Genomic DNA, 16,827 nt, shown 5'->3' with positions numbered 1-16,827 from the left:
GCAAACCGGCGGACCTGACTGAGGATACGTCCAGAGGTGAATCATTGCACGAATTATGGAAGAGAAAAAGAAGCAGGCATCAGTAACGGAAGAAAAAGAGGGAAGGAACCCTTCGCCGCCGGAAGGCACAGCGGAAAATCCGGGGAATTCCGGCGGCAAAGCAGAGAACCACGGGAATTCCGGCGGCAAGGCAGAGAACCCCGGGAATTCCGGCGATGCAGCGGGAAATCCGAAAAATCCCGGCGGCAAAGCGGAGAATCCCGGGAATTCCGGCGATGCAGCGGAAAATCCGGGAAATCCCGGCAGAAATGCGGAGAGTGGCGAGGAGAAGAAGCCGTCGAAGAGAAGAATGCGCGACAACTTCCGCCCCGAATACACCAGGATCTCGTTCTATGTTGTGATTACGGTGATGATCATCTATTTCCTGATCCGGATGTTTGATCATGTCGGAAATATAGCGGGAGCAATCGGTTCAGGCTTCCGGTGGCTGGGTGTGATTATCCGCCCGCTGGTTCTGGGGCTCGTATTCGCGTATCTGCTGTATCCTATGGTCAACTTTTTTGAACGTCATATTGACGCACTCAGAGACCGGTTTTCCAGCTGGAGATCCGCAGGTGGGACAAACGTAAAACCGGAAAACCCAGGAATAGCGGAGAAAGCAGAGCACTCAGGCCCGGCAGAGCAGACAGATAAGACAGGATATCTCGGAAAGACCCGATCGGGGCGAAAACGGAAGTCTTCAAGGGGACTGGCTGTTGCGATCACCTGCGTGATCGTCGCGGTGATTCTGTTCGTCATTCTCTCGCTCATTGTATCGACTATCACGAGCCAGCTGAGCGTGATCAGTCTGAGCAGTTTTGACACGATTATCAACGGATTTATTGATACGCTGAACGAACTTGCGCGCAATATCGAATCGGTGTTGCACCGGCTGAATATCTCATCGGATCAGATCAACAGCTTCATCAATCAGGCGGGAGACAGCCTGTCGGAATCCATCGAGAAGATTGCGTCAAATCTGATCGTCGGGATCAAGAACCTTCCGTCCTTTTTCTCGATGCTTCTGTTCGCGATTATTTTCGGAATCTACTTCATGGTCGACGGAGAAGGCCTGAAGAAGTACTGGGGTCATGTGTTCCGTACCATCGCGGGGAAGAAAGGAAGAAAATACCTGGAAGAGTTTGCGTCAGAGGCAGACCGGGTATTCTCCGGATACATCCGCGGGCAGCTGATGGACGCCCTATTCATGTCTGTGGCGGTGAGTATCACTCTCTCGGTTATCGGCGTGAAATATTCGATCATTATCGGCGTACTCACGGGCATCGGCAACCTGATTCCGTACGTCGGACCCTTTGTGGCCTATGGTTCCACGGCTGTGGTGTGTCTGCTGAACTGGAATATGAAACGGTTCGTTGTTGCGATGGCTGTGCTGTTTATTCTGCAGACGATTGACGGCAATGTCGTGAATCCGAAGCTTCTGGGGAACAGCATCCGGATCCATCCGGTTCTGGTCATCGTGTCACTGCTGATTGGAGGAAAAATCGGAGGCCTTCTGGGAATGATCATTGCGGTTCCCTGCGGCGGTCTGCTCAAGGTGTATTTCGAAAAACTGATCGCTTATCTGGCAAACCGCAAGAGGACGGCCGCCATGAAGCAGGAGGAGCAGAAAAACGCGGAGAAGAGTCATTAGAGATTAGCAGAGGCAAGCAGAGGAATTCTTATCTTCCGGAATATGTGCCGGGAGTCATGCCCTTGTATTTGCGGAAAATCTTGATGAAATAGCTCACATCTCCAAAACCGCAGGCGTACGCCACATCGGTCACAGTGCTGTCCGTCGTAGACAGCTCGTAGCAGGCGTGCTCAATGCGCTGATAATTCAGATAATCCATCGGTGTCCGATGGGTCATGCTGCTGAAGAAGCGGCAGAAATACTTCGGGGACATCGATGCGGCGGCAGCCAGCTCATCCAGTGTGATGGGCTGGCTGTAATTTTTGTCGATGTAATCCAGCACCTTGCGGAGCTGAAGTACCTTCCGGTAGCCTTTCCGGGTCTGGGGCACCGATTCGAGATAGAGGTGATGACGGAAGACGAGCGAAAAGAAATGATAGAGTTCGCCGATCACCATCATCTCATATCCGGGATAGCGTTTCTTCATGGCCTCGAAGATGTGATCGGTGACCGGAATGACGGAGGAGAACTTTTCTCTCTCAAAATGATCGAAGACAAGAGCGGACCGGTCGAGGATCTTCTGGATATAGCTCCCGCTGCTGGAGTTGTGTCTGGTAAACACATTCAGATCAAATACCAGGCATTCATAGACACAGTTTTCGGGCATGCCGGAATGGAGAACGCCTCCGTGAACGAAGACCAGGTCTCCGGGTTTTACGGATGTTGTGCGCTCATCCAGTGTCATCTCCAGTTTTCCGGACAGAACCCGGATCAGCTCATATTCTTGATGCCAGTGGTAGTTCATGACATACCGGGGGTGACGGCTGTCGAGATGATAGAAGGCAAAGGGAAAATCGGAGGTGCCGTGGCGGCGCTTCTCATTCAGATCCATAAACTGCATGAAAGGTTCCTTTCTGAGCCGCCGGCAGAATCCGTGCGGCTTCTGTAAGTGAAGTTTTATCAGACAAAATAAATAAAAAACAGACGCAACATTTGTAATTATCATACAAAAAATATAAAAATGTGAATATATTACCATACGAAACGATTATAACACTATCTTTTGACCGGGAAAAGTGCTACAATTGTGCCATGAGTTGGGCGGAACGCCTGTTTTTTTCAGGATTATCAGCGAAACGTTACGCTGACAATCTGTGTATCAAATATCATATGGGAGGTAAGCAAATATGGCAGACGAGAGAAAACTGATCGGCGGACATCCGGTCATTGGAATTCGTCCGGTAATTGACGGACGCAAGGGCCCTCTGGACGTCAGAGGATCTCTGGAAGAGCAGACAATGGGAATGGCCGAGAGAGCGAAGAAGCTCTATGAGGACAACCTGAGATACGCAGACGGAACACCGGTCAAGGTTGTTATTTCCAATACTACGATCGGACGTGTGCGCGAGAGTGCGCTCTGCGCGGAGCAGTTCAAGAAAGAGGGCGTTGACATTACCCTTACCGTTACACCGTGCTGGTGCTACGGATCTGAGACAATGGATATGGATCCCACCACAATCAAGGGCGTGTGGGGACTGAATGCGACAGAGAGACCGGGCGCTGTATATCTGGCATCCGTTCTTGCGACACATGCGCAGAAGGGAATCCCGGCATTCGGAATGTACGGCCGCGACGTACAGGAAGCGGACGATGATACAATTCCGGATGACGTAACGGAGATGCTTCTTCGTTTCGGACGCGCAGCGGTTGCTGCGGCATCTCTTCGCGGAATGAGCTATCTGCAGATCGGCTCCGTTACGATGGGTATCGGCGGATCCATCATGGATCAGGATTTCCTGGAGTCTTATCTTGGCATGCGCGTAGAGTCTGTAGATGAGGTAGAAGTTCTTCGCCGTATGGAAGAGGGAATCTATGACAAGGCAGAGTTCGAGAGAGCTCTGAAGTGGACGAAGGAGAACTGTAAGGAAGCATGGGACAAGAACCCGGAGTGGATCCAGAAGTCCCGTGAGGTTAAGGACGAGCAGTGGGAGTTCACGGTCAAGATGTATATCATCATCAAGGACCTGATGCGCGGCAACGCAAAGCTGGCGGACGAGAAGGTCACCGCAGGCGGACAGAAGTTCGAAGAGGAAGCACTCGGACACAACGCCATTGTCGGCGGATTCCAGGGACAGAGACAGTGGACCGATCACTGGCCGAACTGTGATTATCCGGAAGCATTCCTTTCCACTTCCTTCGACTATGACGGCGCACGTGAGCCCTATGTTCTCGCTACCGAGAATGACTGCCTGAACGGACTGTGCATGCTGTTTGAGAAGCAGCTTACCGGCCGCGCGGCAATGTTCTCTGATGTGCGTACCTATTGGAGCGGCGAATCTGTAAAGAGAGTGACCGGCTATGACATTGAGGGTCACGCAAAGGATGCCGATGGTTTCCTGCACCTGATCAACTCCGGCGCATCTGCACTTGATTTCTCCGGCGTCTGCAAGGATGCGGACGGCAACCCGACAATCAAGCCGTGGTGGGAGCTGACCGAGGACGATCAGAAGGCAATGTGTGAGGCTACCGAGTGGCCGCCGGCTGACAACGGATACTTCCGTGGAGGCGGATATTCCTCCAGATTCCTTACAAAGACAGAGATGCCGGTAACCATGGTTCGTCTGAACCTGGTAAAGGGCCTCGGACCGTTCCTGCAGATCGCAGAAGGATGGACCGTAGCACTTCCGGATGAGGTTACTGATACCCTCTGGAAGAGAACCGACTACACATGGCCCTGCACATGGTTCACACCGCGTGTTGACCACATTCCGGGAAGCGCATTCTGCACCGCATACGATGTCATGCGCAACTGGGGCGCAAACCACGGCGCTACCGTATTCGGCCATGTAGGAGCAGATCTGATCACTTTCGCCTCCATGCTTCGTATTCCGGTTGCCATGCACAACATTCCGGATGAGAAGATCTATCGTCCGGCTGCATGGAACGCATTCGGCACAAAGGACAAAGAGGCGGCTGACTACAGAGCATGCGCTGCATTCGGACCTCTGTACAAGAAATATAAATAATACAGATACCACAAATACTACAAATATCGGCGGTACGAAGACAATCCTGTGATCGGAGAGCAACGATCACAGGAGGTCTTCGGCAAATGCCGGATCAATGATGACAGCATATATTTTCTGCAGGAGACTTACTTAGATGGACATCATTTGGAACCCTGCAGAAAATATTGCTATATCCCCGTCGGCAGACGCTTCGGTCTGTGTGCGGGGATAATTTTGTATAAGCGGCTGCTCTTAATCGTGATAAAGCTCTGCGTCATCTCTTCGTATCCCGGCTAACAGCGATTTTGAGACCGTTTCGTCCGTGCGGTATATTCACATCTTTTTAACGGCTCATTTTTTCAATACTTCCCTTTTTTCAATATTTCCCTTAAGAACTTTTCCGTGTAATTCCCTATACCGGTCAAATCGGAAGAGCCTTTAGCGAACTGCTGCATAAACATATTATTTTTGCAGCAGTTCTTTTTTCTTTGCTTCAATCAGTTCTTCAAGCTGCTCGATTTCATGGATATCTTCTGAATCAGACGCAAACTGTCTCACAAGTTGCATAGTATTCCCGTCTCCTGCGGATTGACAGCTATCGGTCGTTATAGAGTCTTTTCATGTAGAAGTTATCAGTTTGAAAGCTGTTAAATCGGTGGAATTGACTGGATCATCATAATGAGATGGGGACGCAATATATAAATCAGCAGAGTGGGTAATAAAGCTAAAATTGATTCCAAAAGATGAATTTATTCCTTAGAGAACGTCAAAAAATCTTCTATAATCCAATTACAACAAAGACATAGCCTGGGGGTGCACACCTGAAGCCGATGCAGACAGGTCCTTGGTTAATGAAAGAAAAGGAGATTAAGGGAATGACAAAAACAAAAAAAGATCCCAGTGAAAAGCTGGGATTTGGAAATCTGCTGGCATGGAACAGCCGCATGATTTCTACTTCAATAATGGTACTCTTGATGGGATTCTTAATGGCTTATTGTACTGATACTTTGGGAATTACCCCTGCATATGTCAGTATTATCCTTGTAGCAAGTAAACTTCTGGATGGAGTGACAGATGCATGTGCAGGCTTTATTGTAGACAGGACAAAGACAAAATGGGGAAAAGCCCGTCCGTATGAGCTATTCATTATCCTTCTGTGGGTGGCTACCTGGCTGATGTTTTCCTGCCCGACGGGACTGAGCGAGATCATGAAGTGTGTGTGGATATTTATTATGTATTCGCTTGTTAATGCAGTTGCGTATACATTTTTGAATGCAAGTAACACAGTGTATCTTGTACGTGCGTTTAAGGGCACTCAGATTGTAAAAGTGACATCTTACAGTGGTGTGATCACTATGCTGGCTTCTGTAATCTTCAATATTGCATTCCCTATCCTGATGTCTACATATGCACGTTCCGCATCAGGATGGAGCCTATTAGTTGGTACATTTGCAATCGCAATGACAGCGATTGGTATCCTCAGATTTATTTTTGTAAAAGAAAAAAATGATGTTGATGCGGAGAAGAAAGAAGAATCCCTGAAAATATCTGATGCCCTTGCAGTAATAAAGGGAAACAAATATATCCTGATCATTGCCTTTATGGGACTTCTGTTTAACTTTGTAACTAATATGGGAACAATTGTTTACTACTATACATGGATTGTCGGAGATGTAGGTCTGATGAGTATTGCAAGTGCCGTACAGATTATAGCGATTCCGCTGGCGTTTGTCTTCCCTCCTCTTCTGAAGAAAATATCAGTGGTCAGGCTCATGTTTATCGGCTTTATCATCTCGGCAGTAGGATATTTCATTAATTTTTTTGCAGGGGCAAACATACCGCTTCTTGCAATAGCGGCTGTATTTACCGGCGCAGGAACTATTCCGAGCAGTATGCTGATCTCTCTTGCTGTCCTGGAATGTGCAGAATATAATGAGTGGAAAGGTCTGCACCGAATGGAAGGAACTATGTCCAGTTTGGTTAATCTTGCGAAGAAAGTAGGTGCTGCAGCCGGAAGCGGCGGATTAGGTGTGCTGCTTACTATTGTAGGATATAATGGAACGTTAAAAGTGCAGTCAGATGCTGCTTTAATGGGAATCCGTATGCTCTTTAGTATTGTTCCGATGGTTCTTTATATATTGGTAGCAATATCGCTGACAGGATATTTTAAACTGGACAAGAAGATGACTGAGATCCGTCAGGAAAATGAGAAAAAACGTGAAGCTGCCAAAGAAGTCGTAGCAGAGGCACAGGAACAGTAAGAATAAATGTTAAAGAAATGATAAGCGAGATGACTCTGGAAGAAAAGGCATCTCTCTGTTCAGGTACAGTATCCTTTCGGATACGGACTTTCGTATACGGAGTTTGATTATGATAATATCTGTCTGGATAAAGAGCGTATGAAAGATACGGACACATTAAAGGTGTCCTGCCGGATCACAAATACCGGTTCCTGACGGAAATAAACAAAGAAAGCTGTTAAACGATAAAAAAGTCGTCTATACTTCTTAATTAGAAGATAGACGGCTTTTTGTTTGATAAGACCGAGTGGGACGCCATGCCCGCATGAGCGGATATTTGCAGGGCATAGGACAGCGAACGGATTTGTCGTGATATGCTCTATGTATCAGAAAATGAGCTGAACAGTACGGATGAGAAGGAGAGAAGTATGTGGAAAGATGATGTAGCCAGAAGAGTTGCCATATTGATGGAGTATTTCTATGTGGGATGCGGGGTAGGTATCTGGGGGTTGGGACCGGAAGGAGAAGTGTTCTATACGTCCAGCCAGAACGCAAAAGAACTCGAACTCATTCTGAGGAGCGGGGATTGTCTCCGCTTTGCCCTTGAGGATGCAGCGGAGCTGAAAGTACCGTTTGTAATGGGCGATCCTTTGGGAATGCTGTGGGTTGGCGAGTATGCGGATATTACGAAAAACATGAATAAAATGCTCGTGCTGATGGGGCCTGTGTTTCCGTCCGCGGCATCGGAAAATGGACTTGAGCAAAGCCTGCATGACCTCGGCGTCTCTCTTGAAATAAGGAAGAAGTCCATCCGGATCATGCAGGATATCCCGATCCTGCCAATGCCTGTACTGAATCAGTATATCAGGATGCTCCACTATGCGATCACTGGCAGTATGCTGGATATGGATACGGTTGTTATCCAATATGCAGAAGAAAGGGAAAAGAAATCAAGGCAGGAGAGAAGTTTTACCGATTATGAGCGTGAAAGGAACCGGGAACAGACCATGCTCCAGTGTATCCGTGAGGGCAACCGGAACTACCATCAGATCCTGAATGATACGGTTCAGATGTCAAGGTACAGTCTGGGGTTAGATATGCCACTTCGAGAAGCAAAAGATACTTTGATCATTTTCACTGCCGTTTGTACGCGCGCCGCTGTGGAAGGCGGGCTCTCCAATCAAAACGGCCGTGAGATGGAGCGTCAGTATCTTCAGGAGATTGAGAAATGTACAAGAGTGACAGATCTTGCGGAACTGAGACGCAGGATTATGGATGAATGTGTGGAGGCTGTCCGGTCTATAAAACAGGAAAGCACAGTGTCCCGCCCCATACTGGCGTGCTGTGATTATGTTAAAGCCCATTTTAATGAACCGATTGATCTGAAAGATATTGCCAGAAGCATTGGATATACGGAATATTATCTTACGAAACGGTTTCAGAAAGAGATGGGGATTAAGCTTCTCGATTATATTAAGAAGGTACGTCTAAACTATGCCAAGGTCTGGCTGATCACGAACGAGAAAAGCATTCAGGAGATCAGTGAGATCCTGCAGTTCAGTACGAGAAATTATTTTACAAAGGTATTCAAAGCGCAGGAGGGGATGACACCGGCAGAATACAGGGAACAGGCGATGAATGCGGGGAATGAAACAGAAATAAGCTAAAAATTCCTCTCTTTTCACTAAAAATTGTCTGTCCATATTTTAGAAGATATCTTATCATACTGCTGCGATCAGAACGAATGGAGGATTTTCTATGGAAAGATATCTTGATACGAATCTAGATGGGCCGAGATGCCGGTGACCGTTGTCATCGACGGAAAGGAAACAGAGCTTGCACCGGGAAAATACACATTCTGGGGCAGGGCAGAGTAAAAGGAGAAAAATTATGTACAAGGCATTTTATCCGGGAAAAACTTGGCTGGATACGGAAGGAAAAAGGATCCATGCCCATGGCGGCTCCGTCATGTATATCGAAGGAACCTATTACTGGTATGGCGAAAATAAAGAGAAAACAACAGGGAAGGATGATATTTGGCATTGGGGAGTCAGGTGTTATTCTTCGAAGGATCTGTATAACTGGGAAGATCAGGGACTGATCATTCCTCCGGAGGAGAATCCGGCGTCTTCCCTGTATCCTTCCTCTATGATGGACAGGCCGCATATCATATATAATAAAATGACAGGGAAATATGTATGCTGGCTTAAGATCATGAACAGGGATGGCACGCAGTCCGAGACAGTACTGACTGCAGATTCGATCCTTGGACCGTATACAAAAGTGCGTGAGGGACTGCGGCCCCTCAATATGAGCGCTGGGGATTTTGATCTGGCAGTCGCTCCAGACGGGAAGGCATATTATTATTTTGAACGGGTGCACAGCGAGACGATATGCGCAGACCTGACAGAGGATTATACAGATGTGACAGGCTATTACAGCACACATTTTCCTCATCCTCATCCGCCCTATGTGAGGGAAGCAACGGCACACTTTTGCAGAAAGGGAAAACATTATCTTGTTACATCGGGGACGACAGGATATCTTCCTAATCCTTCGGAAATCGCAGTGGCGGATACATGGCATGGTCCCTACAGAGTCCTCGGGAATCCCCATCCGGATGATCCATCCATGACTTCATGGCATTCCCAGATCTCATCGGTTTTTAAAGTACAGGGGAAAAAGGATCTGTACATCGCAGTGGCCGACCGCTGGGTGCCCGGACATATGGACTGGAAATACGAAAACTATAAAAAAGTATTTGAGCGGATGTTCGATCCGGATTATGAGGGAGAAGTTCCGGATGTGGATTACGAGCTGGACAGTAACCTCAATACTTCTTTAGCGGATTATGTGTGGCTTCCGTTCCGGTTTGATGGAGAAATGGGATATCTGGACTGGAAGGACACTTGGAGAATTGAAGAGTACGAGTAATTTCGGACAGATAATAAAGCCAAAAATTACCCTGGCAGACAAAAACGAATCTTAGCAGGTTCGTTTTTTTTATGTATGATTTCCTCATAAGCTATAAAATCAGCAGAACAAATTTATGAAAGAAGAGATATGACAGAATGGGAAAAACAATCTATGATGCCACAAAAGATCCAAAGTACAGCAAGCCTTTTATCGATGCGGATGAGTCGCGTGAACGTGTGCTTCCGAACGGTACAAAGCTTCCATATAGATATATGCACGGTGGATTTGAAGGGACGAATCTGAAATTCAGCTTCTGCTTTCCGCCGGAAGAAGAGTACAGAGGAAGATTCTTTCAGTATCTTTCTCCGTTTCCGGGACCGAATGAAGAAGTCGCTTCTTTGAACAAGACGGGGGAGGATGACGTGATCGCCTTTTCTCTGCAGAACGGTGCTTATTATGTGGAAAGCAATATGGGCTCAAAGATGATGTTCGGCCCAAGTGAGTCACCTACAAGTCTTTTTGAGACGAGCGCTGCGGCTGCAGAATATTCCAGAGTAAAAGCAAAGGAAATCTATGGCTGTGAAAGACCATATGGCTATGTGTTCGGCGGAAGCGGCGGCGGATATAAGACGATGGCCTGCGTGGAAAATACGAATGCATGGGACGGGGCGGCGCCCTATGTGATCGGATCACCGGTATCTCTGCCTAACACGATCACCATGCATGCCCAGGGGCAGAGATGTCTTCGCCGGATATTCGGGAAAATCGTGGATGCTCTTGACGCAGGCGGGAGCGGCGATATGTATGAAGGCTTGGACGACAATGAAAAAGCAATGCTCAGGGAACTTACACTGATGGGCTTTCCACCGATCACATGGTTTATGGAAGCGGCAGGAAAGATTGACGATGGTGCACTGCCGGTTCTTATGCCTAACATCAGAGCGAAAGATCCCCAGTATTTCAAAGATTTCTGGGAAATCCCAGGATATATGGGGGCGGATCCCGAAAGCAGCGCTTCCAGGGACAGGCTGCAGTTCAGGGGAATTGTCAAAACGGTCCATGTGCCGGGAACAGTGGAAGCAAGTTCGGAGATTGACGGAAGAAATGGTGTAGATGACGCATGGAAGAAGATGCTCACAGATGGGAAAGATGCGTGGATCGAACTGGAAGACGTACCTCAGGGAGATCTGTATCTGGGCGGCGTCAATATCACATTTGAGACAGGGAATGCCAAAGGCAGACAGCTTCTTCTCGGAGATATCAAAGGAAAATGTCTTGTTATAGGAATGTGTTTTGGAAAAGAGGATCTGAAAGGCGTGCTCTCCGCCGTAAAATCGGGAGATGAACTAACCCTTGATAATTCCGATTATATTGCGGCGCAGTCTTACTACCGACATCAGGTTCCGGTCGATCCTTCTTTCCATGCGTGGGATCAGTTCCGCGACGAAGAAGGCAGGCCGACCCTTCCGCAGAGAGAGAATATAATGGGATATTCCATGACAGGAGTCCCGCCTCAGGACGGAGATATCCAGTGTAAGATGATGATTACTCAGGCGCTGATGGATGAGTCTACCTGCCCGTGGTGTGGAGACTGGTATAAAAATAAGATAAAAGAGACGAAAGGGACTGATGAAAATGTAAGGCTTTATTACATGGACCGCTGCCTTCACGGGGATACATCCAGTATGGAGAGCAATATGATCATCAATTATATGGGAGCGCTCCATCAGGCCATCCTTGACCTGAGCGACTGGGTCGAAAGAGGGATCGAACCGGTTCCGGGTACTGTATACAAACGGGACGGCGGACTGATCACGCCGGCAGATACAGCTAGAAAGAGAAGAGGTATGCAACCCCTTGTCAGTCTGTATGCACAGGGAAAAACATGCGCACATGTAAAGGTCGGAGAAGAAGTTCATTTTACCGTTCATGCGGAAGTGCCGGAAGGGGCGGGAGAGATTACAGCTGTAGACTATGACCCGGTAGAGATCAGCAGACTTCCGGGTGAAAAAGTATTCCTGAACCGGGCTGAATTTATAAAGTATGAGAAAGATGGGATCCACGGTGCAGATGCCGAGTTTACGCATGTATACGACAGGCCGGGCTCATATATGGTTTCCGTCCGTGTAATGTCCAACCGGAACGGAGATGCCTCGGATCTATTTACACAGATAAAAAATCTTGCCCGTGTGAGAGTTATTGTCGAATAATTGAGAGGAGTAAAGTAAAATTCTGGAACCTGCAAAGATATTCAGCCGGGGAATGATCCTTCAGCGAGAGAAACCCGTTCATGTATGGGGGAAGGCTGATCCGGAAAGTGTGATCCATGTCAGGATACAGGGGAAGGAAACAGTAACAAAAGCTGATGGATCCGGAATATGGAAGGCAGTCATAGAACCGCTTTCCAGTTCATTTTCCGAAACTATGGAGATTATCTCGGATGCAGAAAAAGCAGTTATAGATAATGTGGCAGTAGGCGCGGTATGGCTGGCAGGATCAATCTGTCCCAGGCAGGGAGGGTGACTGAGATAAGGTTTGCACAGACGCCATACTATGAGATCAATCTTTACAATGAGGCAGGCATACCGGGGCTGCCTTTCAAAATAACAGATATTAGAAAAAGAGAATAGGTGAAAGAGAAATGAAATTAAAAGAAGGGATTGATTACGCAAAATTTCTTGACATAGTGAAAAAATGTAGCAGGGATGTGCTGTTTGAGACACTGGACGGCGATCAGCTCAACCTGAATTCTACATTGTCTAGATTCCTGTTTTCAACAGTTTCCGGATATGAGGGGATCATAAGGAGCGGTACAGTGAAATGCCAGTGCGAAGCGGATAAAGAGATGCTGAAAGAATTCATTAAAGATGAACGGAGCGGGGAATGAGGCGGCAAGAGAGGCGGCAAAGGTGGAGAAGGGTACGAGCTTTATGTAAATGGCTCCTTGTTTCTTAGCTTTTCCTCAAAGCAAAAGGTGCCTAAGGAGTTGTTATATCCGCCGAAAAAGACAAATGATAGAATAAGTGGATCAAGTTGTTATAACGGATCGTGATATTTTTTTCTGAAAAACCTGTCAGGAGTGTTTCCAATGGTACGGAAAATGCAGGATGAAATGTGATAGACTGTTAGCAAAATGAAGAAATCACATAGAAAAGGGATGGAAGCATGGATAAGAAAGATTCAGCAATCAACCGTTTTTATAAAGATTTTAATGCATTTGAAAATGCCTCTCACAAATACGAAAAGGGTGAAATCGACGCCGGGGAGTACACGGGCATTTCCAAGGGATTTGGCGACTATCTGCAGAGAGATAATCATCAGATGCTCCGAATCCGTGTGCCGGGCGGGCGGCTGACTGCGGACATGGCGGCGGCGATTCTGGATGCCTGCACCTATTATGGCGTGGATACGTTGAAGATCAGTACCGGGCAGGCACTGCAGCTGCATGATCTCAATCCGCACGCGGGCCGCAGGCTGGTGCTGCGTCTTCTGGACAAAGGAATTGTGACCAGAGGAAGCGGCGGAGACAACCCGAACAACATTACGGCTACACCGTTGTCCGGTCTGGCAACAGAAGAGTACTTTGACGTTCAGCCCTATGCGAAAGCGGCGGATGACTATCTCCTGCGCTACATCGGTGTGCGTCCGCTCCCGAGAAAGTTCAAGATCGGATTCGCTTCTTTTCCTTCCGGGGAGATGCATATCACGATGAAGGATATCGGATTTCTGGCAAATCCGGATCATACCTTCGATGTATTTGCTGCCGGTGGGCTTGGTATCAAGCCAAGAATTGGCGTTCTGGTCGGCTCGCATGTGGATCCGTCCGAGATTCTCTATTACCTCAGGACCATGCTGGATGTCTACATGGAGAATGGCAATTACAACAATCGGAACAAGGCGCGGAGCCGTTTTCTCCAGGAGACCATGGGCGTCGACGGGTTTAAAAGCACTTTTGCCCTGCATCTGCAGGAAGTAAAAGCGGAGGGAAATCTGGATCTGTCCGTCGTGGAAGAGCAGGTGACGAAGACGGGAGTGGATCCACTGCCGGAGGATCCGAGAATTATCCCGCAGAAGCAAAAGGGGCTCTGCGCGGTTGCCTACCATCCGCAGGGAGGGTATTTGTCTCTGGGAAGACTTCGGGAGATCATGGATCTGGCCCGTAATTGGAGAGAGATGGAACTGCGTCTGACGACGACGGGCGGCCTCTACATCGTCAATTGCACCGGGGATGAGGCCCGAAGCATGCTGGAGCTTACAAAAGACGGCTGCTCGAGCGATTTTGAGCAGTCCATTTCCTGTGTCGGGCACGCAAGGTGCGACATCGGTCCGGCGGATTCTCAGAAACTGCTGCAGAACTGCCTGGAGGCGGTCCGGAAAGAGCATTTCTCTCCACATACGCTGCCGCGGATGCGGATCTCCGGCTGCATTTCTTCCTGCGCAGCGCAGCAGATCGGGTTGATCGGGTGGAGAGGTGCCATCCGCAAAGACCAGGATGGAAACCGCGTGGATGCGTTCTTCTTCTCGTACGGAGGCAGCAGCATTCCGGGGAAGGAAAAGCTGGCAGAAAGTAAAATCGTCCTGCTGGCAAAGGATATCCCCGACTTCCTGGTCGCGCTGGGAAGAATTGTCGAAAAAGAACAGGTTCCGTTCGCAAAGTGGCTGGAAGGAAACGAGGAAACACTCCTTGAGCTGGTAAAACAGTACGCTGTCTGATATGCGAAAAAAACATCCCGAAAGGGATGCTTTTTTCATGTGTCTAATTAGTATGACAAGTTTCTTGATGAATCAACTCATCAATCAGGGAAAATAAAAAATTAAAAAATTAAAAACAGGGGTTGACATTCATGAATGAATTTAGTATGATAAGACTCGCTGATTGATCAACGCATCAATCACGAGGCTGTCGAGGTTTGGCTCAGTTTGGTAGAGCGCTACGTTCGGGACGTAGAGGCCGCTGGTTCGAATCCAGTAACCTCGATAATCGTTTTGGAGATGCCGCAAACCCTTAAAGAATGGGGGTTTGCGGTATCTTTTTGTTTTCACGGGTTTTCACCTTTTTATCCGGAAATCTGCATGAATCTTCGTGATATAACAAAAAATATAACAAAACCGATTATGCGAATAAAGTTCTCGCAGGTGCGCTCAGATCTTCAATGATACCGGAGTCCATGTTGGACTGATGCTTCATATAATGTGTGTAAATACGGAGTGTGGTGTCTGGATCCTCATGTCCCAGCCAGTACTGTACTTTCTTGATATTCCAGTTCTTGTCCAGCAGCAGGGAAGCGCAGGTGTGACGGAGCTTATGAAGCGTGATCTCCGGACGTCCGAAGCGCTGCATATCGGTCTTGAAGCGCCGTGATACCCAGTTTGGATCATAACTGTGCCCATCAGGCCAGCAGAAGACATAGCCGTCTTTGTTCTGGTATTCGTCCTTGAAGAACTTTTTATCCAGGATCTGTTGTGCAAGAATCTTTTTCAGGCAGATTTCTGCAGTGGGAAAGAGATGCAGGTCTCTTCTGCTCTCCAGAGATTTGGTCTGATCTTCGGCATAGACCGTCCTCTCCCGCACTACTGTGTGCCGGATGTGTACGATCTTATGGTCCCAGTCAATGGCTGACCATTTCAGACCGAGGATTTCTGATCTGCGCAGACCCATGTAGACACCCATAAAGGCAATGGGAAGAAGCGGGGCATCGTTTTTGGAGAGGTATTCCAACATGTCCTGGATCTCATCCTCCTTGAGGAAGAGATAGTCTTCAGAGAATTTTTTGTTGGACTTATTACTTACCTTCAACCCTGCAGTTGGATCATACTTTATCAAGCCATCGATTCTGGCACAGGTAAATGCCTCAACCAGAAGAGCCTTGTACTCTCTGACTGTGCGGACAGAGAGGGGTTCACGTTCGCCGGTTTTCTGGTTTATTTTTCCGGTGAGTCTTGCCGTTTCAAGAAAGGCCTTCACCTGCGGTGTGGTAATGGACCTGACGGGCTTTCTGGAGATCTCAAAGTCTCTTTTAAGCCGGTTGATCTGGTAGGTATACTTGTCGTAGGTTGAAGTACGGATATCGTTCTTTTTGCGTTGCAGAAGGACATCCAGGTAAGCTCCGAGAGTGATCATGGGATCAAGACCGGCTGACAGCTCTGATATGTCTTCTTCCAGATAGGCGTAGTCATTATAAGCCTTGGCCATCAGCTTGTCTGCGTTGACCGGGCGGGGATGTGCCTTTTTCTTTTTAGCTTCCGTTACTTGGATATGTGTGCTGACAAGCTTCCCTCGCCACAATCCTGTTTTGGGGTCCTTGTAGCGCAGTGCGATATAGTAATAGGTTCTTCCTGATGAATGTGTTTTTGTAGTAAATGTGCCAGTCAATTTTTTACCTCCTTATGTGACCGGCAGACTGAGAATCGTTATTTATAACAGTATATCATTTTCTCTGCGTCTGCTTGTAGTTTTTTCTTTTTCTGTCTGTGTGATATCTTCTGTATTTTCTTTATTCCCCACTGTTTCTTTATTTTCCCCGTTTCCCTCAAAGAAACGGATGAGAGATGACTTGCTGATCCTGTAGGCTCTGCCTACCATGCGTGCGTCCAGCTTGTGGCTGCGGATCAGAGAGGATGCGGTGGGCTTGCTGATCCGCATGATTTTACAGACGTCTTCCAGTGTGAGAATTTCGGGGTAGTTTTCAAGCATGTTATGATTCCTCCTGAGAAATGTATGGAATACTTTTGTTTACGGAATGGTTCACCGGGCCAGTCATTTGTGGCGTTGATCAGGCCCGGCTCTGTCGATGATGTCCGGATGTGTGCTGCGTTTGTGCGGGGGATGTTTTTAAAAGCACCCTTCAAGGCGGAGCGTCACTAAATGTAGTCACTCATCCGGGAAACTTCTCCATCCTTTACACATCTACTGTCTTTCTTAATATTTATTTTTTTTATAATAGTAGAGTGACATATATAGGAAATAGACAAAAAGCCCTGTAAACACAGGGCA

12 protein-coding genes and 1 tRNA gene are annotated in these 16,827 nt (G+C 47.7%); 10 read left to right on the top strand and 3 right to left on the bottom strand.

Annotation, left to right across the window (positions count from 1 at the left end; genetic code table 11):
- The first annotated feature begins 55 nt into the window (after window positions 1-55).
- Window positions 56-1,690, top strand: a complete 1,635-nt coding sequence (locus ACTQ3A_RS06605; RefSeq protein WP_441101356.1) for an AI-2E family transporter — start codon at window positions 56-58, stop codon at window positions 1,688-1,690.
- A gap of 28 nt (window positions 1,691-1,718) precedes the next feature.
- Here the strand turns inward: ACTQ3A_RS06605 and ACTQ3A_RS06600 are convergent, their stop codons facing one another.
- Entirely contained in the window at window positions 1,719-2,561 is an 843-nt protein-coding gene (locus ACTQ3A_RS06600; protein ID WP_441495272.1) for an AraC family transcriptional regulator, read from the bottom strand.
- Between the two features lie 295 nt (window positions 2,562-2,856).
- On the opposite strand from ACTQ3A_RS06600, the gene ACTQ3A_RS06595 reads away from it, so the two are divergent.
- From ACTQ3A_RS06595 to ACTQ3A_RS06555, 9 genes are all read left to right on the top strand, one after another.
- Window positions 2,857-4,695 carry an L-fucose isomerase gene (locus ACTQ3A_RS06595; RefSeq protein WP_441101354.1) on the top strand — a complete coding sequence of 613 codons (1,839 nt, stop codon included), beginning with the start codon at window positions 2,857-2,859 and terminating at the stop codon, window positions 4,693-4,695.
- An 857-nt stretch (window positions 4,696-5,552) separates the two neighbouring features.
- Complete coding sequence (locus ACTQ3A_RS06590; RefSeq protein WP_441101353.1) at window positions 5,553-6,938, top strand: MFS transporter; 1,386 nt, start codon at window positions 5,553-5,555, stop codon at window positions 6,936-6,938.
- Window positions 6,939-7,345: 407 nt separating this feature from the next.
- Window positions 7,346-8,584, top strand: coding sequence for a helix-turn-helix transcriptional regulator (locus tag ACTQ3A_RS06585; RefSeq protein WP_441101352.1), 1,239 nt, complete (start codon window positions 7,346-7,348; stop codon window positions 8,582-8,584).
- Between the two features lie 223 nt (window positions 8,585-8,807).
- Entirely contained in the window at window positions 8,808-9,851 is a 1,044-nt protein-coding gene (locus ACTQ3A_RS06580; protein ID WP_441101351.1) for a family 43 glycosylhydrolase, read from the top strand.
- A gap of 137 nt (window positions 9,852-9,988) precedes the next feature.
- Window positions 9,989-12,043 (top strand): PKD domain-containing protein, encoded by a 2,055-nt coding sequence (locus ACTQ3A_RS06575; protein WP_441494449.1) that lies wholly within the window; start codon window positions 9,989-9,991, stop codon window positions 12,041-12,043.
- 52 nt (window positions 12,044-12,095) lie between these two features.
- Complete coding sequence (locus ACTQ3A_RS06570) at window positions 12,096-12,356, top strand: hypothetical protein (RefSeq protein WP_441495271.1); 261 nt, start codon at window positions 12,096-12,098, stop codon at window positions 12,354-12,356.
- 118 nt (window positions 12,357-12,474) lie between these two features.
- Complete coding sequence (locus ACTQ3A_RS06565; protein ID WP_441101349.1) at window positions 12,475-12,720, top strand: hypothetical protein; 246 nt, start codon at window positions 12,475-12,477, stop codon at window positions 12,718-12,720.
- A 278-nt stretch (window positions 12,721-12,998) separates the two neighbouring features.
- Window positions 12,999-14,546 (top strand): nitrite/sulfite reductase, encoded by a 1,548-nt coding sequence (locus ACTQ3A_RS06560; protein WP_441101348.1) that lies wholly within the window; start codon window positions 12,999-13,001, stop codon window positions 14,544-14,546.
- Between the two features lie 191 nt (window positions 14,547-14,737).
- Window positions 14,738-14,811: transfer RNA gene (locus ACTQ3A_RS06555), tRNA-Pro, on the top strand.
- 135 nt (window positions 14,812-14,946) lie between these two features.
- Here the strand turns inward: ACTQ3A_RS06555 and ACTQ3A_RS06550 are convergent.
- Entirely contained in the window at window positions 14,947-16,206 is a 1,260-nt protein-coding gene (locus ACTQ3A_RS06550; RefSeq protein WP_279199005.1) for a site-specific integrase, read from the bottom strand.
- A 42-nt stretch (window positions 16,207-16,248) separates the two neighbouring features.
- Window positions 16,249-16,527 carry a helix-turn-helix domain-containing protein gene (locus ACTQ3A_RS06545; RefSeq protein ID WP_279199006.1) on the bottom strand — a complete coding sequence of 93 codons (279 nt, stop codon included), beginning with the start codon at window positions 16,525-16,527 and terminating at the stop codon, window positions 16,249-16,251.
- Window positions 16,528-16,827: the final 300 nt, after the last annotated feature.

The sequence above is a fragment of the Bilifractor sp. LCP21S3_F8 genome, from assembly GCF_052117805.1.
Taxonomy (GTDB): Bacteria; Bacillota; Clostridia; order Lachnospirales; family Lachnospiraceae; genus Bilifractor.
Note: the sequence above shows the minus strand (reverse complement) of the source record. Positions and strands in the feature narration are given on the sequence as shown.